The 20,217-nt window shown below is 55.3% G+C and carries 16 protein-coding genes and 2 pseudogenes; 7 read left to right on the top strand and 11 right to left on the bottom strand.

Annotation, left to right across the window (positions count from 1 at the left end):
* Positions 1 to 97: 97 nt before the first annotated feature.
* The gene (locus ABHV46_RS02110; protein WP_438382520.1) at positions 98 to 322 is read left to right on the top strand and encodes a hypothetical protein; all 225 of its coding nucleotides are present in this window, start codon (positions 98 to 100) and stop codon (positions 320 to 322) included.
* A gap of 180 nt (positions 323 to 502) precedes the next feature.
* The gene (locus tag ABHV46_RS02105; RefSeq protein WP_438382519.1) at positions 503 to 2,233 is read left to right on the top strand and encodes a hypothetical protein; all 1,731 of its coding nucleotides are present in this window, start codon (positions 503 to 505) and stop codon (positions 2,231 to 2,233) included.
* Between the two features lie 484 nt (positions 2,234 to 2,717).
* Here ABHV46_RS02105 and ABHV46_RS02100 read toward each other — a convergent pair whose 3' ends face one another.
* From ABHV46_RS02100 to ABHV46_RS02080, 5 genes are read right to left on the bottom strand one after another with little or no spacing between them, the layout of a single operon-like run.
* Positions 2,718 to 4,760 (bottom strand): AIPR family protein, encoded by a 2,043-nt coding sequence (locus tag ABHV46_RS02100; RefSeq protein ID WP_438382518.1) that lies wholly within the window; start codon positions 4,758 to 4,760, stop codon positions 2,718 to 2,720.
* Complete coding sequence (locus ABHV46_RS02095; protein WP_438382517.1) at positions 4,757 to 5,773, bottom strand: PD-(D/E)XK motif protein; 1,017 nt, start codon at positions 5,771 to 5,773, stop codon at positions 4,757 to 4,759. Before ABHV46_RS02095 ends, ABHV46_RS02100 begins: the two co-directional genes overlap by 4 nt.
* Positions 5,770 to 8,478, bottom strand: a complete 2,709-nt coding sequence (locus ABHV46_RS02090) for a Z1 domain-containing protein (RefSeq protein WP_438382516.1) — start codon at positions 8,476 to 8,478, stop codon at positions 5,770 to 5,772. Before ABHV46_RS02090 ends, ABHV46_RS02095 begins: the two co-directional genes overlap by 4 nt.
* Positions 8,479 to 8,516: 38 nt before the next feature.
* Positions 8,517 to 10,013, bottom strand: coding sequence for an ATP-binding protein (locus tag ABHV46_RS02085; RefSeq protein ID WP_438382515.1), 1,497 nt, complete (start codon positions 10,011 to 10,013; stop codon positions 8,517 to 8,519).
* Positions 10,003 to 11,601, bottom strand: coding sequence for a DNA cytosine methyltransferase (locus tag ABHV46_RS02080; protein WP_438382514.1), 1,599 nt, complete (start codon positions 11,599 to 11,601; stop codon positions 10,003 to 10,005). Before ABHV46_RS02080 ends, ABHV46_RS02085 begins: the two co-directional genes overlap by 11 nt.
* Before the next feature lie 78 nt (positions 11,602 to 11,679).
* Here ABHV46_RS02080 and ABHV46_RS02075 point away from each other — a divergent pair, with 78 nt between their 5' ends.
* The 3 genes and pseudogenes from ABHV46_RS02075 (at position 11,680) to ABHV46_RS02065 (ending at position 13,383) form a co-directional block, all read left to right on the top strand.
* Complete coding sequence (locus ABHV46_RS02075) at positions 11,680 to 12,147, top strand: very short patch repair endonuclease (protein WP_438382513.1); 468 nt, start codon at positions 11,680 to 11,682, stop codon at positions 12,145 to 12,147.
* Positions 12,148 to 12,923: 776 nt separating this feature from the next.
* A pseudogene (locus ABHV46_RS02070) lies at positions 12,924 to 13,155 on the top strand (helix-turn-helix domain-containing protein); the annotation flags it as partial.
* Positions 13,153 to 13,383, top strand: coding sequence for a hypothetical protein (locus ABHV46_RS02065; protein ID WP_438384165.1), 231 nt, complete (start codon positions 13,153 to 13,155; stop codon positions 13,381 to 13,383). The pseudogene ABHV46_RS02070 and the gene ABHV46_RS02065, both read left to right, overlap by 3 nt.
* Positions 13,384 to 13,415: 32 nt before the next feature.
* Here ABHV46_RS02065 and ABHV46_RS02060 read toward each other — a convergent pair whose 3' ends face one another.
* From ABHV46_RS02060 to ABHV46_RS02045, 4 genes are all read right to left on the bottom strand, one after another.
* The gene (locus ABHV46_RS02060; RefSeq protein WP_438382512.1) at positions 13,416 to 13,634 is read right to left on the bottom strand and encodes a hypothetical protein; all 219 of its coding nucleotides are present in this window, start codon (positions 13,632 to 13,634) and stop codon (positions 13,416 to 13,418) included.
* 314 nt (positions 13,635 to 13,948) lie between these two features.
* A complete protein-coding gene (locus ABHV46_RS02055) occupies positions 13,949 to 15,814 on the bottom strand; it encodes a DUF3732 domain-containing protein (protein WP_438382511.1) in 1,866 nt (621 codons plus the stop codon).
* Complete coding sequence (locus ABHV46_RS02050) at positions 15,811 to 16,254, bottom strand: three component ABC system middle component (RefSeq protein ID WP_438382510.1); 444 nt, start codon at positions 16,252 to 16,254, stop codon at positions 15,811 to 15,813. The genes ABHV46_RS02055 and ABHV46_RS02050 overlap by 4 nt, the downstream gene beginning before the upstream one ends.
* 11 nt (positions 16,255 to 16,265) lie before the next feature.
* Entirely contained in the window at positions 16,266 to 17,474 is a 1,209-nt protein-coding gene (locus ABHV46_RS02045; protein WP_438382509.1) for a hypothetical protein, read from the bottom strand.
* A gap of 448 nt (positions 17,475 to 17,922) precedes the next feature.
* Between ABHV46_RS02045 and ABHV46_RS02040 the strand changes: the two genes are divergently transcribed.
* The gene (locus ABHV46_RS02040; protein WP_438382508.1) at positions 17,923 to 18,105 is read left to right on the top strand and encodes a hypothetical protein; all 183 of its coding nucleotides are present in this window, start codon (positions 17,923 to 17,925) and stop codon (positions 18,103 to 18,105) included.
* A 101-nt stretch (positions 18,106 to 18,206) separates the two neighbouring features.
* Here the strand turns inward: ABHV46_RS02040 and ABHV46_RS02035 are convergent, their stop codons facing one another.
* Complete coding sequence (locus tag ABHV46_RS02035) at positions 18,207 to 18,497, bottom strand: transposase (RefSeq protein ID WP_438382507.1); 291 nt, start codon at positions 18,495 to 18,497, stop codon at positions 18,207 to 18,209.
* Between the two features lie 88 nt (positions 18,498 to 18,585).
* On the opposite strand from ABHV46_RS02035, the pseudogene ABHV46_RS02030 reads away from it, so the two are divergent.
* Positions 18,586 to 19,717 (top strand): annotated as a pseudogene (locus ABHV46_RS02030) (IS3 family transposase).
* On the opposite strand, the gene ABHV46_RS02025 reads toward ABHV46_RS02030, so the two are convergent.
* The gene (locus ABHV46_RS02025) at positions 19,667 to 20,194 is read right to left on the bottom strand and encodes a hypothetical protein (RefSeq protein WP_438382506.1); all 528 of its coding nucleotides are present in this window, start codon (positions 20,192 to 20,194) and stop codon (positions 19,667 to 19,669) included. The pseudogene ABHV46_RS02030 and the gene ABHV46_RS02025 sit on opposite strands and share 51 nt — an antisense overlap.
* Positions 20,195 to 20,217 lie beyond the last annotated feature (23 nt).

Genomic DNA, 20,217 nt, shown 5'->3' with positions numbered 1-20,217 from the left:
TACCGATTGCCGCGCCAAAAGGCCCAGACTTGACACACCCTGGTACTGGTGTCCAATGGCAAAATCACTTACCCTGGGGACGCAGAGAGAGACCAAAATGACGCTCGATATCCGGGGAAGCATAAAAAACACTAAGATAAGTTCGAATCAATATGTCATTTTCGAAGAACTCATTTCCAATGCTATTGATGCTTATCTAATCCGTCGGCACAGTGATGCCAATGCGCCTGCTATGGAAATCGATATTGAAGTAACTTTCTCGGCCGCAGATTTGGTTGGTGATCGTGAAACTATGTCAGTTTCATGCCGTGACAACGGTTGAGGCATCGGTGATGATCAGATTAAGGCATTTTTAACGAAGGATACATCCTACAAGGATGATCTGCCCATTGCCGGAATTGGAAAATGTAAAGGGGCAGGGCGTATCCAGTTTTTTCTTTATTTTACAGAGATCTCGATTGATAGCTGCTACCGAGTTGGCGACACTGTTTTAAAGCGTGAGTTGCGTTATGCGGAGCCCCAAAAGCAGATTGAAGCAGACGATTTTATCCTGGGTTCCGGACAGGAATCGGACATTGGCACTGTTATCCAAATGGATGGGCTCAAAGAGAGTATTCGCTCACGGATTTTTCAGAATGAAGCGCTGAATAGCTTTTTTGCGGCGCCGGTACTTTGCAAGCAGATGCTTGTCGTGTTTCTTCAACGTCTGGTCAGTCTTAGTGACCAGTTGGGTGACTTTAGAATTCGCTTTGTGAGCCGTCACTGGAAACAGGATGAGCAAGTCAGAACCTTGCAGCATTCAGATCTACCTAAAGTGACTACTGACCGTCTGGTGAATGTTGAGGAGAGAGATCCAGCGACCGGTGCGGGGCTTGGAACCTACCAACAATTGAAATTGTCCCATTATAAACTTGATGCGGCTCATTATGACTTGCCGCGAAATGCAATTGCCTTTTGTGCAAAATCCTCCCCTGTGAAAGACATCACCGCACTCTATCTCCGTACGCGCGCCGAGCAGAATAATCCAGTAGGTGGCTTCCATCATATCGTCCTTATCGAAGGCGAATATCTCGACATCTGTGTTAACGAACAGCGTGACGACTTTGACAATATCCCGAGCACAATACCCAGCGGCGATCTATTTTCTGAGGGGAAGATCTCTTACGAAGATATTCATCGTGTGATCGACCCGGTCATTGAGGAAATGGTGACACCCGCCGACTGGAATAAGGATGATTTATTAAAAGAGGTCACAGAGCAGTTCGGTATCAGTGAGGCTATGCTTCAGGATACTTCGACCCGTATCGTCTATGGTGAGCCGGCGAGTAAATTAGCCGAGCGTGTTCTTAAAAAGTATCAGGAACGAGTTCTCGACGAGACTGCAGAAATTTTCACGCTTAAGCAAGAAATCCTCCGTTCTGAACCGGATTCAGATACATTTCGGAGTAAAATTAACGAATTGTCTTGGAAATATACTTCGTCACTCAAGAATTTTGATATGGCAACGCTCTCGCAACTCGTTGTACGCCGGGCGGCTATCGTCCAGATTCTGGATCTTGCCTGTGACCAAAAACTTACGATGCAGAATGTCGCTGCTGGTGTTCGCAGGAAAGACGAACAGATCATTCACAATATTTTCTTTCCTATGCGTAAGGATAGTAGAGACGTAACGGACCACGACATCTGGCTCCTGAGCGAGGAGTATCAATATTATGATTATATCGCTTCAGATATGCCATTGGCCAATATCAAGTGGGATGACGGTGAAGCTGTCTTCGAGAGCGACATTGACGCTGCAATGCAAAACATTCTCGCGAAAAGGGTGGAGGAAAATAGTGGTAAACGACCCGATATCGCGGTGTTTAGTAAAGAAGGTTCCGTGATCATTGTGGAATTTAAGGCGCCCGGTATCTCTACAGATGAACATATCGGCGATCTATCGGAATATGCACAATTACTGGCAGCAAAGTCTGGCGGAAAACTTAAAAAATTCTATGGTTATCTTATCGGTAACGAGATTAACACACTTCGCCTTAGCGGGAATTGGACTCCGTTCCCGACGGGAAAGGGATGGTTCCAGTCCAGTCCATTGCTAGATCCTATTACTCGGTTTCCACTAGGCGAAACCTATTTTGAAATTCTGCATTTCAGCGACGTAATAGACCGCGCGAAGAAGCGTATTGCAGTTTATCAAGATAAACTCAGACTAAATTTTGACAGGAATAATATATAATATGAGTTATCATTAGATAATTGTTTTTCCGGGCAAGGATTGTTTTCCTAATATTATAGGAAAGCAATTCATGCGTTTAGACAGCAAACATGAGTGAGTGTTGGTATCGGGGGCTGCGTGCCCCCGATACCATACGCATAAAAAGTATTAATTAAATCAGCGTGTTATGGACGGCCTTTCAAGGGTATATCCCGCACCGCTAAAGAAACCTCACGATTTCAACCGGTTGGCATAAACAGGTTCAAATCGGGGTCGAAATACCCGCAACCAGATACATTCAGGTCATGGAACCGGCGGTTACCAGCACGATGAGCGCTACGGCGGTGAAGAGGTCTCAACGTAAAAGCTCGAATTCTCCCGATCCACCACAGTGGCCAAAACGGCCGATTGTGCGAACGACTTAACGTAGGAAGGCGATATTTCTGCCGATTGCCGCCGGCGCTAAGTGGTATGGCGAAACGTCGATTCTAGCTTCGGATGAGGCTCAGCTTCTGAAGCCTAGTAACCGGGCTTCAGCGAGAATTTTCTCACCATGCAATGCTTGCTTGCGGGTCGGCTGTCTGCCGCTGTTTGCTGCTTGGCCAAGACTGAAAGATAGCGACCGCTGCCAAGGTTGCAGGCTATGCGTATCCTTGGCCCAAGCCGCGAGATCGAACCACGTCTGCGCTGGCACACTGGTAGCCCTCGCGATCTGCTCGCTTTCCGCGACACTGACGTGCTCTTCAAAGACATGCGCGGCCTCCGTCGTCCGCGCGCAGTCGCGCGTCACGAGCTCCGCCTTCAGGGCGGCCGGAATCTCGATAGCGAGGTCGCGGAAGCCTTCCCAGCAGGCGAGCTTCTTCGCCCATTCGGTCACGTTCTGACCGCCGGGCGGGTTCGTGATGTAGTCGTGGGTGTGATGACTGAGGGTTTCGACGAACTCGGCGAGGGCCGGCGTCAGTTCCTGGGTTGCCCAGATTCCATCGAGGTTGATCCGGCGCTCGGTACGGTGGGATAACCAAGCGATGCTGTAGGTAACGATGTTCGCGCGGTACCCGCCGAACTTCTGGCGGGAGACGATCTTTTCCGATTGCCGGAACAGGATTGCCCGTGCGACTGCGCGTTCGAACCAGTGCTCGTCAGGCTCGAAATTCCCACGCTGCTCCAGCACGTCCATGAAATCGAGATAGCACTTCTGCCCGCCTCGGCAGACAATGTGCGGCAGCTGTGACCAGCTGTGCTCGTATTTTGCCAGATCTGTCTTGGTGATGAGCTGATTGCGCGGCTGAATCAGCTCCCATTTCCGGCGTTCGGCATCGGTCCGGTTCTGTGCTAGCGCGTCATGATATTGGCCGCGGGCACGCTCGTAGAACCAGCGGGTCTGCCGCTGGAGCCCGCCTGCCGGCGGCGCCCAGATCGAGCGCGACAGCTCCTCCATCTGACGGTGAAACGCGTGGTTGGACGAGAAGTCCGCGATGTTCACCTTGTTCTGGTTGTTGGCGGACTGTGAGATGCGTGGAGCGATGTCGTCGATGTCACCGTCCGACAAGATCTCGGTGATCTTGACCGGCACCCGCAGCCTTGTGGGATCAGCACTGTCTTTGCGCCACGCTCGGAAGATCGAGCCGGTGGTCTGACCACCGTTCACGATCTGGAAATCGCTGGCCGAGAGCAGATCGGCCGTGCCGTCACCATGATCGACCAGTTCCACGCCGGAGGCGGTGATCGAGAGCCCGTTGTTGAAGGCCAGGAACATCTCCGGCTCATCGATAATGGTCTTACGAATGCCTTGGTTCACCTTCCCCTTCAGCTGGAGAAAGCTGCGCACGTTGCGCTCGAGCAGTCGAGGTCCATGTTGACGATACATCTCGACGAGAATGTCGCCGGGAAGCATCGTCAGCAGACAGCGATAGCCGGCGTCCGGCGGGGTCGCGACGATGCACCGGATCGGCTTCCCCATCCGGCCGAAATCGACCTCGATCGGCTCGCGATCAACGCCCGAGGACCGCGCGCGCAGCAGACGGCGAAGATCCCAGAGATGGCTCGAAACCTCGATCCGTCCGATCATCTTGTTCTCGATGCGATCGATGGTGGCGACACCGTCCGTGAGCACGAAGAGGCGGACGTGACTGAGATCGTTGCGCGCGTCGTGGATCGAGCGACACATGTCGTAGCGATTGAGGGCCGCTTCCATCGAATGATACTGTCCGTCGAGTGAGCGCGAGAGGAAGGTGGACAGCCGTCGAAAGGCGGCGTTGACGTCGGCCTTGAGCACCGTTCCTGCCTCGCCGTCTAGCCGGGGCAATGACAGGAAGAGGTCAAGCCGGTCGCCGTCTTCCGCCATATACCAGCCGCTGCAGCGCATGCCGCGTCCTTCGAAGTCGCAGGCTGTGCCGTCATCGATTTCGGACGCGTCGACCAGATATTCGATCATGAGTTCGGTGAAGGCGCTGGCGCGCAGCGCCCCGTCTTCCGCCGCATCGGCCCTAGCGAATACATCCTGCTGCAGGTCTCGTGCGAACTGGGCCAGTTCCTCGGCTTCGGTCATGCTCCGCCCCCGGCCATGTCATGCACGGTCTCTTCATCCATTTCCCATGCGCCGAGATCGTCGGCGATGATCGAATAGTGGATGTCGCCGACACCGGCTGGTAGGTTTACCTCGGTCAGCCTCGGAAATTGGCCTTCGACGCGGAACCACTGCGTGGAAGTTACACGATAACGCCGCACCTCGTACAGCGGCGCGTGCACGTCGAGGTAGTTGGCCAGCAACAGACGCTCGTCGAACAGCCGTGTCGCAGGCTCGTCACCGGCAAGACGCAACCGCAGCTGCGCGACCAAGTCGGGCAGCGACAGGCCATGGGGTTCGCTCTCGTCGAGCCGTATACTGGCGAGAACGAGCGTGTCGTGCAGCCTCTCGTCGAGCTGCTTCTCGTTCGAGATCATGATCTTCGTATGGCGCTTGGCGAGCGAGGTCTTGACCTCGATCGCCAGCCCGCCTCGACGAAAGTCCTGGTGGGCGCTGTCGGAGCCGATCCAGGCTGCGACGCCATCGAGCAGATTTCCGGCTACGAGAAACAGGTGGTCGAGGACGATGAGCTCGCCGAACAGACCGCGCTGCCGCTCTTCGGACAGGCCCTCCGGTGCGATCCGATCGAACAGCCCCCGCCACATGCAAAGCCGGTCGATGCATCGCCGCAGCGCTACTGCAGAGCTGGGCTCGGTGACGATCGCATTTACGAGGTCGGCGGAGAGGACAGCGAAGATCTCGCGCAGCCGCTCCTCTTCGAGAACGATCGCGAGCTTCGTCCGTTCCGGCTGGCTGCTGCCGCCATGTTCTTCCAGAACCACGCGAACGCCGCGACAGCGCGGAACACGCTCCGCCAGATCGGCGACATGTCCATCGCCTTCGACCAGAAGGCCGCTGCGCCCCCGAGGCCAGAAGACGCAGGCAAAGACGTCGACCGGGGCCTGCGCTTCGAGCCTACGTCGGTCCATGCCCGACATGCTGTGCCGGGCCAAGGCAAGATCTGCCCAGCGCTCGATCAGATCGGCGGGGGTCAATCGAAGAGATCCTCGAGCTGCTTCACGCTGTTCTCGGCATATTCGATTTCGCGGGCATTCTCGTCCCAAGGAAAGCTGACCGCGAATCCCATCAGTGGTGTCGATCCCGCGCCTGTATCGATCGGATAGACCAGCAGCAGGCCGCACGAAGGATCGCGCTGCCGGCGGATGAAAGGCCCGCTGGGACTGCTCGGCTGGTCACGCTTCGGCGGCTTCTTGAGATTCCAGGCCGCTAGCGTGGCATCGAACGCTGCGTCGATCTGGGCTTGATCGAGATCGAGCATTTCGTCGGAAGGGTTGACGAGGCGGCCGATCGTGTATTTCCCTTTCTGACCCGGCGACTTGTTCTCGCGGCGCGTGAGGGCGATGTCGTAGCCGCCGATGTCGTGCCGCCCGCCGCCGCGACCGCCGGCAAGCAGGGCCACCGTCCAGTTGTTGAGCAGCCCGTCCGACAAACGATCGGCGATATAGTCGGCAATAGCGCGCGAATTCGCCTTCCAGGATTCCTTGGCTGTTTCGATCCGCTCCATCAGTGCTGCGACGTCCGCGCCCTCGACGCCGGTCCAGATGTAGCGGTCGCGTTCCGGCTGAATCGTGGGCAGTCCGGCGATGAAACCGGAGAAGGTCTCGAGATTGCGAACCGCGCTGGCGGTGTCGAACGAGACCGTCTCCGAGATCGTCCCGGAAAAGCCGGCGCGCACCTTCGTCGCCGCGCGCATTTTGTTCGCCGCCGTGATCAGCATCCCGTTCGGATGAGCCCTGACGCGGTTACCGAACTGGTCGGGAGTTTGACCGGTCGCGTACATGAGGTCGAATTCCTCGCGTAGCTCCGAAGTTGCCACGGCGATGTGCCGATACCAGGTCACCAGCTCCGACGACGTGTAGAGACGGCAGAGGTCGCCATATCCCGGTCGATAACCGAACCAACGGCCCATCTGCATGAGCGTGTCGTACATCCGCGAGGTGCGGACAAAGTAGCTGACCGAAAGTCCTTCGAGGGTAAGGCCGCGCGATAGCTTGTCACCGCCTACTGCGATCACCGACAGGCCGTTGGGATGTTCGGCATAGTCCAAGGCATCTTTGGCCGAGCCGTTGATCTCCCGCACCTCAATGCGGCGCGCGGCATCGAACAGCTGCTTGCGCACCTCCTCCCAATTCACCGGTGTGAGCTGGTGATCGGCGAGTATTTCATGGAGCGCCAGAAAATTTGCTTTGAAGTCGTTGCGCCAGAGTGCTTCCAGACGATCGAGCGCGTCACCGCCGGTTCCGGGGTATTCGAGCTGACGACGAATGTCGGTCAGTTCCTCCTCGATAAGCCGCGCGACCTGCTGTTGGACAAGCGTGAACCGTGTGACGTGAACGAGCATCGAATTGTTGACTGAGACATCGCCTCGCACGCGCCGGGCTGCACAGGCGAGGATGAAAGCGAGAACGGCCTCGTGCAGCGTTCCGGGCAGCTCGGCGACCGGAAGATCCTTCTTATGCTTGGGGGGAAAGATCGTGTCCGCATCGTCGACCGCCCGGATGATCGGCAACCCCCGGCTCTCCCCGTCGGGGCCCGGACGGCCGAGACCGAAGACCTTTTCGGCGCCGATGTAGTTGGACGGAGCTGGAATGTTGATGATGAAGCTGCGTGGGAAGAGATCCTCGCCGTACTTCCTGCTCCAGCCTTCATGGTGGATGAACACGTTCGCGAACGGGGTCGCAGTATAGCCGACATAGGCACTCTTCTCGAAGAGCGTCAATAGACGGCGGATATGCTTGTTGGTGTTCGTCGGGTTCGCGTTCTCGTTGATGTTTCCGTCTTGATCACGATATTCGTTCGTGTTGGCCGAGGCATAGTCGGCCTCGTCGTCGATGATCAGCAGTGGTATCCCCCGGACGATTTCGCCCCCGGGCACACTATCGTCCTTCTCGACACGGACCTTGAGCCACTCGCACAAGTTGTCGAGAATGCTGACGTGCTTCTTCACCACCAGCACGACTGGGTCCTTGCCGCCTGGAATGACCTTCGTTCCCTGCGCCGTCGAAAGCTTGAAGTCGCCGCTTTCCATGCTGCTCGTCAGCGAATGGGCGACGAGAAACGGCGCCCCCGGCAGTGCGCCAGCGCCAATCCGCTGATTCTGCTGGTCCGCGCGGAGGTTGAGACGCGTGTCGAATCCGAAGAAACCTTCGTCAAGCCGTATCTGTGTCTGACTGCGCAGGCTGTTGTGCACGCCGGCCATGACGATTACGAGTGGATAACCAGCATCGACCGCCTTGCAGATCAGGCCGGTGTAGTTCGAAGTCTTGCCGGATTGTACGTCGCCGACGACGAGGCCTCGTCGATCCCACTCACCTTCGGTGAGTGGATCGCGTAGCCGATCGAGGATGTCGTCGGTAAGACCATCAAGCTGCTCGACCACATCACGCGCCATGCGCTTCCGAAGTTCGAGGTACTTCCGGTAGCGGCTCCAGAAGTCGAACTTTCGAACCTCGCGCGCAGCTTTGATCCAAGCCTTGAAGTCACGGTCGTCGATGACCGAATAGCCACCGACATGGACATTGTTGTTCGCTTCCAGCTCGCGTCGTAGCCGATCGGCATTGATGCCGGCGAAGTTCGGCATTCCCGCTATGGTCGCGACGGCGCGATCGAGCGCCTCGGGCGTCACCCGAGTTTCCATCATCAGCAGGCCGTTCGCGACAGCATAGGCGGCGTTGAACATCGGCTTCCCCGGAGCTCCCCTCACGAATTTCCCCTCTGCTATTGCGCAGCTGCGGCTTCCTCGAAAAAGACGGCCACTATTTCGGGATACTGATTAAACGGCTCCATCGTCAGAAGCGCGCGAGCTGCGTCGGCCCGATTTCGTCCATCCTCGATCAAGGCTCGGAACGTCTCCGCCATGGCCTTCTTCAGGTCGATCGTGGAGTCCTCGAAGGGCTGGCCGAAGCCATCGGGTGTCTCTGCATTATTGATCACGATGAGCGGCGCCGGGACTGTCTGCTCGACAAGCGCGAGGAGCGCCTGGACAGATGCCCGGTCGTCGGCGGTGTCTAGAACCTTGCGCACAAGTGGATGGTCGCGATTGATCTTGTAGTAGGTCTTCCCGCGCTTCACGACGTGGTTCCAGAGGAACAGGTCATTGCTGCCGAGCTTGCGCTGCACGACCTTGCCGCGGTGACGGTAGATGCTGGAGGCTTGGCCTCGGGCCGTGCGGGCGATCCGCAGCAGGTCGCGACGAAAGGCCGCAGGCGGCCGTGCACGGGATTTCTTGACATCGATCTGCCAGAGCAGGTCGGCCGAGTTGGTGAGGTCAATACGGATACGGGCGAGCTTGAAATGCTCTTCCTTCTGCATGCCCAGCCCGAGCCAGTCGCCCGCGACCAGCAGACGCTTGTTCCGATATATGTAGAAGCCTTGGTGGGCATTCCACCCGCGTGGCCCGGCGGCTCCGGCATGCTGCGCGGGCGTAATCCGCGTATGGTGTGGCAGAATAAACGCCTTGACTTCCACGGCCTCGCCGCCGGCGATAAGGGTCTCGGCAGGAAGCGGATCGACCTTGTCAGTATCCTCGAGGAACGGATCCCATGGCTCGATCGGGCGTCCATTGAGATGCAGCCTGATTGTGTTCCGGCCACGCAGAAAGCGGTGGAACACCATCGCGAGATGCGTTTTCACGGCATCGGCTCGCTCGCGGAAGTGCTTCTGCGCGGTCTCGTTATCGATGGTGGCATTGCCCATGAGCTGGTCCAGCCGATCCCAGAACAGAATCGTTCCCTGCTCTTGCGTATCGAGCAGTGCACGGTCGGCATCGCTCAGCAATTGGCTACCCTTGAGCAGACGCCATTCGCCGGTGCCGGTCGACGCGATGTAGTCTAGGTCCCAGCGGCGGATGCAGGCCTCGCCGTCGCGGGACTTCGACATGACGGTGAGGCAACGGCACTGCGAGATGGATGCCGTCTTCATGCCAAGACCGAACCGACCCAGATCGTTCGCGGCACGGTCCTCGAGCGGGCTGAGACTTCCTGGGCGCATCGCCTGACGGAGCGCATGCTCCGTCATGCCCGTGCCGTCGTCCCGGATCGTGATCCGCGATGAGGCACCGTTCCACATCATGTCGATCCAGATGTTGCGGGCGCTGGCAGAGATGCTGTTGTCTATGATGTCGGCGAGCGCGGTAGGCAGATCATAGCCGAAGGCCCTCAGCGACTCCAAGAGCTCGCCCGCACCGGGGCTCGCGATGTCATACTCAGGCGACATGGCTCAGTCTCGTGCTTTCGGCGGGAGCAGCACGGGCCGCAAGGATCGTGGCCAGCGCCTCGCCGATCCAGCGTGCAAGAAGCGGCGGCACCGCATTGCCCACTTGGACGTACTGCTGGGTGCGATTGCCCTTGAAGAGGTAGTTGTCCGGAAAGGTCTGAAGCCGGGCGGCCTCCCGGACCGACAGGCTGCGACATTGCTGTGGGTCGGGATGGATGAAGTAGTGACCATCCTTCGAAATATGGCTGGTGACGGTGGTCGATGGACCGGTCGTGACTTGGACCCGGAAGCGATCGGCGAATTTTCCAGACGACCAGTTCTGGTGTTCCGGTGCGAGTTCGTCGGGAAAGTCTGGCGCCTTCGGCGACCGGCCGGTCACCTCGGCGAAGACGGTTGCGAAGAAGTAGCGCACGAGATCGCTCGCCATATGACTGCGCGCCTGATGGTTGGGCAAGGTTTCGAGGCGAGGGTCGGTCAGCCATTCGGCGAGATAGGTCGGACAGTCGGGCGAGATGCCCTTGCCGTGACCTTCCCGCCCTGGGAGATGGCGCGAAGCGCAAAACGCATCGTGGTGACGGGTCACGGCGCCCGTGAAGGCGAGCTGTTGTTCGTCGGAAAGTCCTGTATCGACATCCGCCATGAATGTCATCGCGGCCGACACGATCTGCCGCCATTCGTCCTCAGTGTCGGGACTGCGACTGAGGCCGCTCCTAAGCTTCGGCATGCCCACGATCACTTGGCCCACCGTTGCCTGGAGGCTGTGACGTACCATAAGGCGGGTCAGCGCACCATCTGGTATGCCGGTTGCAATATCGGACCGCAGGCCGACGACTATGACGCGGTGTCGGGCTTGGGGGACGCCGAAGTCCTCGGCTCGTATGACGAAGTCGCTGCCTTTCGGCTCGAAGCGGCCGAAATCGAGCTGCCGTCGTTCTCCCGGCGCCAAGGCGATAAGATGATATCGCCCGCCGCCACGTTCCTCGCCGCCCAAGTCCTTCAACACCTGATCGAAGATCCGGTTCTTGCCGTCGACCGACGAGGACAGCATTCCCTTGACGTTCTCCATGACGAAGGCAGCAGGCTTGAGTCGGTCCAGTATCCGGATATATTCCTCGTACAGGAAGTGCCGGTGATCCTCGCGGGCGACGTAGCCTTCCTTGCCCTGGTTTCGCGCTCTGCCGACGAGGGAATAGGCTTGGCAGGGAGGCCCGCCGATCAGGACGACGTTTCCGCCGGAGCTTTCGCGGATCTGGTCGAGCCGAGGGTTCAGGCGAAGGTCGGGGTCTTCCTTGCCAAGCTCGAGCTGCCACGCCTCGGCGACGGCTGCCGCCCATTCTCTGGGAAATTCAGTTGCCCAGTCGGGCTCGTCACCGCCATCGTTCAGGAACTCATAGTAGCGATGGGGAAGCCCTTCGGCGAACTGGCGTAGGAAGGCCCGCAGGCGCAGCGTCGAATGGGCGGCAGCATCCTTCTCAATAGACAATGCGATGTCGAAGGCGCGCGTGCCGTCACTGCCCGATACGCTCGAAAACCCTTCGGCTAGTCCTCCCGGACCTGCAAATATATCGACGACAGAATATGTGGACAAGAATCGCGTGCTTTCGGTTCCACTGGCATGTTGCACAACGAATAGCATCTGCAGTCAGACAAAGACAGGCCAAGGTTCATGGTGGACGTAGTTGATCCGACGACCCGATCACGGATGATGGCGGGCATTCGCGGCAAAGATACGAGGCCCGAGCGTTTGCTCCGGCAAAAGCTCCACGCAGCCGGCATCCGCTACCGGTTGCATGCGTCCGATCTACCCGGCAAGCCCGATCTTGTCTTCCCCCGGTTCAAGGCGGTTGCCTTCGTCCACGGCTGCTTCTGGCATCGCCATGAGGACTGTCACTGGTGTACCACACCTTCGTCCAACACGGACTTCTGGAGTGCGAAGTTCGAACGCAACATCGTGCGCGACAGGGACGCGGCCGATGCCCTGCGTCGCGCGGACTGGCGCATTGCGACTGTATGGGAATGCGGCCTCCGCGGGGCGGGCGCAGATACGCTTGCCGACCGTATTGGCGACTGGCTTCGGAACGGTAACGGCGACTTCGATAGCGGTCTCGTCAGGTTGCGTGCTGATCGCTGCTAACTGGGGCTGATCATCCGAGCTTAGACCCAGATCGGCTCCGTCTGAACCGCCAGCTTGCCCGGTCCGAGCGCATCAACCCGTTGACCTTCCTTCCAATCTGCCGCTCAAGTATTGGCTTCTAGGGCCGGAGCGTGAGTTCTCCGGGCTCTTCGGCAGGCGCGAACCGGCCGCGGGTCAGACTGATGCGGAGCAGACGGCCCACCACGCTCTGCCAGTTTGAGGCTCCGCGGATAGCTTGCTCAATTCGTCGGCGGGTCGTTCGCCCACGCCGAGTAACTTTCGGTGCTGAATTACTATGAGAGCGTTGGCCCGGAGGCGGACCGCTTCACTTTGGTCAAACTCGCTCTCCGGCGAACGCACGCCAAAGCGCCTGTCGTGAGGAAAGACGTTAGTGTATTGATATTAATCAATTATATTGCCGCCTGAAGTGAATGTGGGTATCGGTGCTTGCGCGCCCCCGCAACCAGAAACACCCTAAAAAACCCCACGAAATCAACCGGTTCGTGGGGTTTTTCTATGATGCATGGGTGAATAAAAATAAATCCTAACAAGATCAATAACTTAATTTCGCAGGTTCAAATCGGGCCAGCCTAACCGCTACCAATTGCAAAATGCATTGGGAGGATTCCTCCTAGTGCGGACGAGCACACAATCAGGGGAAAGTCCGTAAACGTTCCGGGACAGAAAGCTTATACCAAAGGACGTAGCGACTGACGCGTGGGTGAAGTGACGAACGGCGCCGGTTATGATTCTCCTGAGGCAGGAGGATCGGACTGATGACGGCAGCGGTAAAGCTACGGGATGACTATTCAGCCTCTGACCTGAGGCGGCTTGCGGCCCGCGTAGGCGACATGGAGCGCCAGACATTGCGAGACTGGGTTCACCGTTTCAATACCGAAGGACCCGATAGCCTGCGCGACTATCAGCACGCCGGATCGGCCTGTCGCCTAGCAGGCTGAATTGAAGGCCCTGCTTGAGGCGGGTCTGGATCGGCAGCGCGATGGCGTGCATACCAATTTTGCCGAAAGCCTTTTCTCTCGCCTCAGGGGCATGATCGGCGGCCATCATCTGAGGGTCGATGGACGATATCTTGACGCCTACGGAACCCATGCGGCGTGGCTCGAGGATCACCGCCAAGAAAGCAACGGGCGCCTGGCTGATCGATTGACTGGCAGAGCGTTGGCAGTGACCGTCAGTCGGGCACGGAAGGGCTACTGGCGACGACGCGCAACGTGATGCCGTCCCTTGGTGCCCAGACGCACGTGCCTTTACGCTTTGCGACCAATACGGAGGAGCTTGCAGCGTCTGGCGTGGTGGAGGGCCTGGACAACCTTGAACACGACAAAATTGCGTAACGTCGTATCCGAAGTGTCGAGGCCGCGTTCGGCCATGACACGTTCAGCGCGTTGGTGTATATTCATCGTGCCATCCACCCCGAGATGGCTCGTGCAGATATCGGCGATCTCGCCCCCTTTTGAAAAATCCATGGCTGACCATGTAACGGATGCGCTGTCGTTCGGGTGCAGCAAATAGCTCGATTGTCGCGTTTACATGAGCCAGATCAGGCTTCGCCTGTGCGATCTGAGCCTCATAGGCCCTGATCCGTCCGAGGACCTCGGCACGCTTCTCGGTCAAGGTCTGCACAACCAATAATTCAGCCATACCGATATTGAACCCAATCGGGCATGTTTCATCCAGCCACCAATTTGGTGCATCTGCTACCACAGAAATTTCGGCCCGAGGCGATCCAAAAAAAGAAGAACTTCAAGCCAGTTCATTGGCTAAGGGCATCAGTTCACCTCTACTTGGGCGGTTCTGCCGGACTTTCATCTCCCGGAGCTTCTAGAATAAGGCCATAGTTGTCGCGGAGTTCGTTGTCCACAAGATAGAACCGGTCCAGATTCAGTGAAGCCCAGTGTTCTTTGTCGATGTGTTCTAATAAGATAATCTGGAAACCACCAAATTTGTCCATATCTATGACGAACTTGTTTAATTCTATCAAAATTTTATCCAAGCTACGGATATCATCGTTGGGCTTACCATCGCTTGAGAAATATGGCGTGCTGACCTGATCAAGCACCAAGAAAGAGGGAACCCAAGGGATCTGCCTTGTCTTGGCGATCTCGTGCAATGCGAGGAAATAGGAAACGTGGATATAAAGATAGTTTGATGCACTTCCCACATCAGGCATTTTTTCTATTGTCGCCAGATCAGATGAATGGAGGTGAATCAGTTTTTCTTTCTCATAATAAAAAGCGGAGAAATTATTGTAACCCTTTAGCGGTAGTGTCGTAAGCCGTTTGTTAATCAAACGATTCAATTCTTGCTTCGCTAACAGACTTTTCTCATCGTTCTGTTCCACTTTCTGCCGTAGGTCGGCAATAGAGTCGTCGAGATCGTCTTGCGGTGGTTGAATGACCTGGTCTTCGCTTTGACGGTAGACTTCAAGTTTTGCTTCCAGACGTCCCAAGTAACGATAATAATCATTAGGATTGTATTGGATTGGCTGTTTTGTTTTGATTTTTAACAATTCTTCTCTGAGTGTTTGGATTTTATTCTCGTTTTCCTCATAAATATTTTTGACTTCGTCTAAGAAAGGAAAGATTTTACGATCTCGTAATGATAATTTTATGTCGGATAGTTCTCGCTGTAACCTAGCAATGACTTCGTTGGCAAACTGGGAAGGAAATATGTCGTCGGCTTGTGAATTGAACGCGTTAACAGGTTTGAGTGCGTCCTCGGTTTCCTTCAATGCAATAGTGAATGCAGGTTTGCCGTCGATGAACGCTTTCAATTGACGATTTTTGGCAGACAAGCTGAAAATTTCACGCTCGAACCTCTCGACTTCACGTTTATGGTCACTTGGAGCTACGGGGGTTGCCACTAATTCGCGAAGTGCAGTGAAGCTATCTTCGTACGATTCAGGCTTGCGCTCGATCACACCAAGCGAGTAGGCCTCACTGGATAGAGCCTCTACCTCTTCCGAAAAAGCATTTGCAGATTTGGCGTAAGACTCATTTTTTCTAGCCTGAACCGCTTTCCTTCGTTCCAGTTCAGCAAGGCGATTTCGAGCAAGTGCTGTGCTCACATTCTCCGCCCCAATGGCCATTCGAAACGTCCGTTCGATAGCCTCTTGGTAGCGGCCATCGGTAGGCCGAATGTAGAGATGGTTTGGCGCGACAATTGTATTTTGGTCTTGATAGCTGTAAGCGAGGAAATTTCGAAAAGAAACTTTTGATCCTGCCTTGATGTATCGACCGCCGTAGGGTACCCGCAACTCGGTATCGATGCCAAAGGCGCTGCTAAGCACTTTCTTCAGATTGTCGATTTGGACGTTTAGTATGGGTAAAGTTGGGATGGTGCCGTTCTCGCTGAAATATGCTTGGTCCGTCGCTCCGTTGCTCTCAGAGGGACGTGCGATGACAAGTTCTTTGCCGTCTATGGAAATTTTGATGCCGTACCAGTCTACCTTAGAATCGATGTTTGTTTTCGATATGCCCGTGGTTTCACGTGCTAGAAGACAATAATCAATTATAAATAAAATCGATGATTTACCCTTTCCGGAATCGCCTGTGATGACATTCACGCGATTGTGTAGAAAGTTAAGCGTTCGTTTGATGCCATTTTTTTGCCAAAGAACAAGATTTGAGATCTGAATATTGCTCACAGCTCAATCCTAAATGTTTGATAGAGGTCTGCCGTATTTTCGCCCAAAATTAGAGCAAGTTTGGGGCCGGACGCCAAAATATCTGACGCAATTTTTCCGATCTGCAAGTTTTCTTGAAGAAATATTCTCTTCTTGAGTACTAGGTGATCGTTCTCTAGTGTCGCCATGCCCAGTTCTTGTGCAAGAAGTATCGTATTCAACGAAGTGATGGTCAAATCCTCATATCTTGTGCGTAACGTGACAAATGCATTTGGGTTGGAAATTAAGAGATCCTTGCTGCTCAATACGATGCTGTTTTTCCTCTTTAGGACTGAGCGTATGATCCTATCAAAAAGTAAGGGCAGGACTAGCATCGTTTTAGCTAGAGATAGACGGCGTTCTGTTGAATTTTCCAGCGCGCTTTGGATAGCGACAGTACCGATCAACTCGTTTTGGGACACGCGATTCATTTTCAGAACCTGTTCTGCCAGTTCTTGCGCCACCCGATGCGAGGAATGTCGGAGAGCTTAATGTATTTTCCACAGCTCAAGTTACTAGGAAGCTCGATATTGCCAGCTTTTAGGGGATTGCGCATCGTTTGGTCGTAGCAGCCCAGTGATGCTTTCTGATGTGCCGCCTCATCACCGTCGATTGCATTGCGATGTGATTGGTTGTGTAAAAGTTTCCATTCAGTAAAAGCTTTATTTTCTAGTCTTGAATTTTCAGTCGCACTAAATGAACCAGCTTTCTGGAGAGACTCCATAAATTGCTCTGCCAGCATCATTTCAACCCCGCGGTCAACGATTTCATTATCACTAATGCCAATGTCTTTAAGTTGATCGTGAAATTTGCTGTTAATAAAAGATAGCCTGTCTGGCCGTTGATAGCTGTAATATATGTCGACAAATTGCTCAAAATCTGTGGGTTCCGCTCTGGCTGATCTAATGATTCTATCAAATCCCATGGCGATTCGGAAATCGTCGAAAGTGATTGCGACTTTTTCTCCTGCTATAATTCGCGAGAATTTCGACTCCTTGAATGCGCCGATCACGTGCTTTCTGGTATCTTCTAAGCGTGATGTCGGAATAGAAAGCTGTCTCAGTGCAGAAGATATCCTTGAGATGATGGACGAGTTATCAGAATAAAACTCAAATCGTTCGAATATAAATTTTAGTTCTTCGTCGTGTGCTTGCGAAATGGACTGCACGTATTTTGCAAGCGGATTCGGTGAATCATCTGGCTTCTTTTTTGATTCCGCTGCGGAAATTTCTTGATTTGTCTTTCTTATGTGATCTAGAATTGCCTGAATGTTATGAAGCGGAGCTTTTAGTAAGCTTACAAACGCTTGGTTGTTGATACTCTTATTGGTGTAAAGTTGAAATCTGAGTGTTCGGGAAGATGGTAGGCTTGGAACGAGCTTGAGCCAGTTGTAGATGGTCTTCCATAGGTCAATATCTCGGTCTGTAATATTACCGGAATCGACAGAGTGCTTGACTTGAACAAGCAGAAAGTTTTCGATGGACGCGTCGTTTGCAGCAGTCTCTATATGAATATCGTCGTGGACCTCAAGACCTAACGTTTGTCCTGGTCTGAGTTCTATAAGCTTTTCGATGTAAACGAGATCTTGGAATTCAAACCCAAGAGAAGTTTTGTCCGCCGCTATTTTGTCCGAATGATTCATGCTATTTTTCGTTCGAATGATTCAGTCTTATCTTTACTTCTCGGTCTCGTAAGGATGTTCTGCCGCAACGGGTCTTTAATTATGTGTTGCGAATTGTGTATATTAAAAATACCCTTACCGGACTATTGATAACGCACAAAATGCGTCCTGTCACTCAGAATTGGCGGGTCACCTATGACCCTGACGCGCGCGGGATATGCATCACACTGTTTCTTATGGTTGATGGCTGCCAATTCATGCAGATAGATGATAAGAAAAATGCATGACTGCAGTCTTACACAGCGGGTCGGGTTGCTTTTTGGCCTACCGCCAAAGCCGGACTTTTTGCTCACATGCTACAGTCGCCGACCGGTCGAGATACCGGTGGACGGCGTCGGTTGGGCTCTTCCGGACGAGCGTTTCGGAGGTCTGGTCGTCGAACGAGGGCAGGCGTTGGAGCAGATTCGCGATGCCCTTGCGTAGTGTCAGCGCCGCTCATCTGACTCAAGCGGCGGACCTAGCCCGTAATCCAGACCAGCAAGCAGCCTATAACTCGATGGGACATTACGTCGTGCTCGCAGGTTGTGGCAGCGGCAAGACCAAAATGCCAGGGCATAATCCGATCAGTCTGGTTCATATCCAGCGGCGGTGAAGCATGCAGCGGCCTGACGATGAGAGATATCGTCAATTGCTCCACAGGGCGTATCCTGAAGAGCGTCGAGGGTTCGAGGTGCCGCCCGTCTGATCCACGCTTCATTTTGGTGAAGATATTCTCGATTGGGTTGAAGTCAGGACTGTAGGGCGGGAAAACAACAGCCTGGCGTCGACCGCCTCCATAGCCTCGCGCGCTACGGTTCCTTTATGGGCAGGCAGATTGTCGAGGATGACGATATCGCCAGGCCGCAAGGTCGGCACGAGCACCTGCTCAACATAGGTCTGGAATACGGCACCGTTCATCGCCCCATCATGCACGAACGGCGCGGTCAGGCCGGTGGCGCGCAGCGCCCCAGTGAAGGTCGTGGTCTTGCAATGGCCATGCGGCACACCCGCGCGGCAACGTTTACTGGACTTGCTACGGTTTTGTTTCGGTTGACTGAGCGTTTTAAGCTCGCATCGGGGAATACACGAGATCATGGCTGTAACGCACACAGAAGAATTTCGCCGAGAAGCGGTGAGGATTGCCTTGAGCAGCGGTTTATCACGGACCCGCGTGGCGGCGGATCTGGGGATTGGCAAATCGACGCTTGGGCACTGGATTTCGCAGTATCGGACCGCCGAACTGTCAGCACCCGAATCACAGACAGATTTTGCTCGGGAGAACGAGCGTCTTCGCCTGGAAAACGGCGTTCTTCGGGAGGAGAGGGAGATCCTAAAAAAGCTGCGCAGTTCTTCGCGAGCCAAAAGACGTGAGGTTCGCCTTTATCCGTGAGCACCGCCATGACTGGTCCATCGAAAGATTGTGCCAGGTTCTGCAGGTCTCGACGCGTGGCTATCGGGCGTGGAAAGTAAGGCCGGTGTGCCTGCGCCAACGCATCGACTTGAAGGCACTGGCGCATATCCGAGAGCATTTTGCCCTGAGCAACCACACCTATGGTCGCCCTCGGATGACCATGGAGTTCAAGGAGGCGGGGCTCGATGTCGGCGAACGTCGTGTGGGGCGGCTGATGAAACTCAACGGGATACGCCCAGTGCGCATCCGTCGTCACAAAGTCACAACCGACAGCCGTCATTCCCTTGGTGTTGCAGCCAATGTTCTAAACGGCGATTTCGTGGCCAACGCTTCCAACCGGAAATGGGCAGGCGATATCAGCTACATCTGGACAAACGAGGGCTGGCTTTACCTGGCTGTCGTCATCGATCTGTTCAGCCGACGCGTCATTGGCTGGGCCGCGAGCGACCGGATGAAAAAGGACCTTGCAATCAAAGCGCTCGACATGGCGGTGCGACTGCGCGATCCGTCGCCTGGCTGTATTTTCCACTCTGATCGTGGCAGCCAGTATTGTTCGCACGATTTCCAGCAGAAACTGACGGAATACAGGATGATGCTATCCATGTCCGGCAAAGGAAACTGCTTCGACAATGCAGCCGTGGAGACCTTCTTCAAGAGCCTGAAGGCCGAAATGCTTTGACGACAGACATGGCCCACTCGGCGGCAGGCAACCGCCGCCATCTTCCAGTACGTCAATGGCTTCTACAACCCGCGACGCCGCCATTCATATCTCGGCAGCATCAGCCCACTCGCTTTCGAGGCCAAAGCCGCCTAACAAGATCACATACCGGCACAAAACCGTAGCAAGTCCAAGGGTCTTCCAGTGTTTGTGTGGAGTGGTGTCTCGCACCCGATGACCGCGTCGCCCCCAGCCACAGGTCCGAACCATGTTCGTTTTCGCGCCACGTCCGGCCGGTTTTGCTTGCTGGCGAGCACGGTTTTTTTTGATAGTGATGCCCTCGGCACGGAAAAACCGCGACAGGATCGAGCGATCGGCCTTCACGCCCCGCTCTTTTTGCAGCCGCTCGCACATCGCCCGCAGTGTCAGGCTGAATTCCTTCTCCACCAGCGCAAGCAGCCGTTCACGATGGCGCCTGACCGACGAGGGCTGGTGGCCGCCTGTGCCGCGATCCGTCCGGCTACCGCTTCGCTCGAAAAGCCGCACCCATCTGATGGCCGAGGCGATACTGATGCCAAATCGGCGCGCAGCCGCATGACGGCTCATGCCGCCCGTCGTCACCGCGTCGATCACACGGTCACGCAAATCCTGTGAAT

Origin of the sequence: Asaia sp. BMEF1, from assembly GCF_051628905.1 — a bacterium.
Lineage (GTDB): Bacteria > Pseudomonadota > Alphaproteobacteria > Acetobacterales > Acetobacteraceae > Asaia.
The sequence above is the reverse complement of the archived record's forward strand: the minus strand, read 5'-3'. Positions and strand labels throughout refer to the sequence as shown.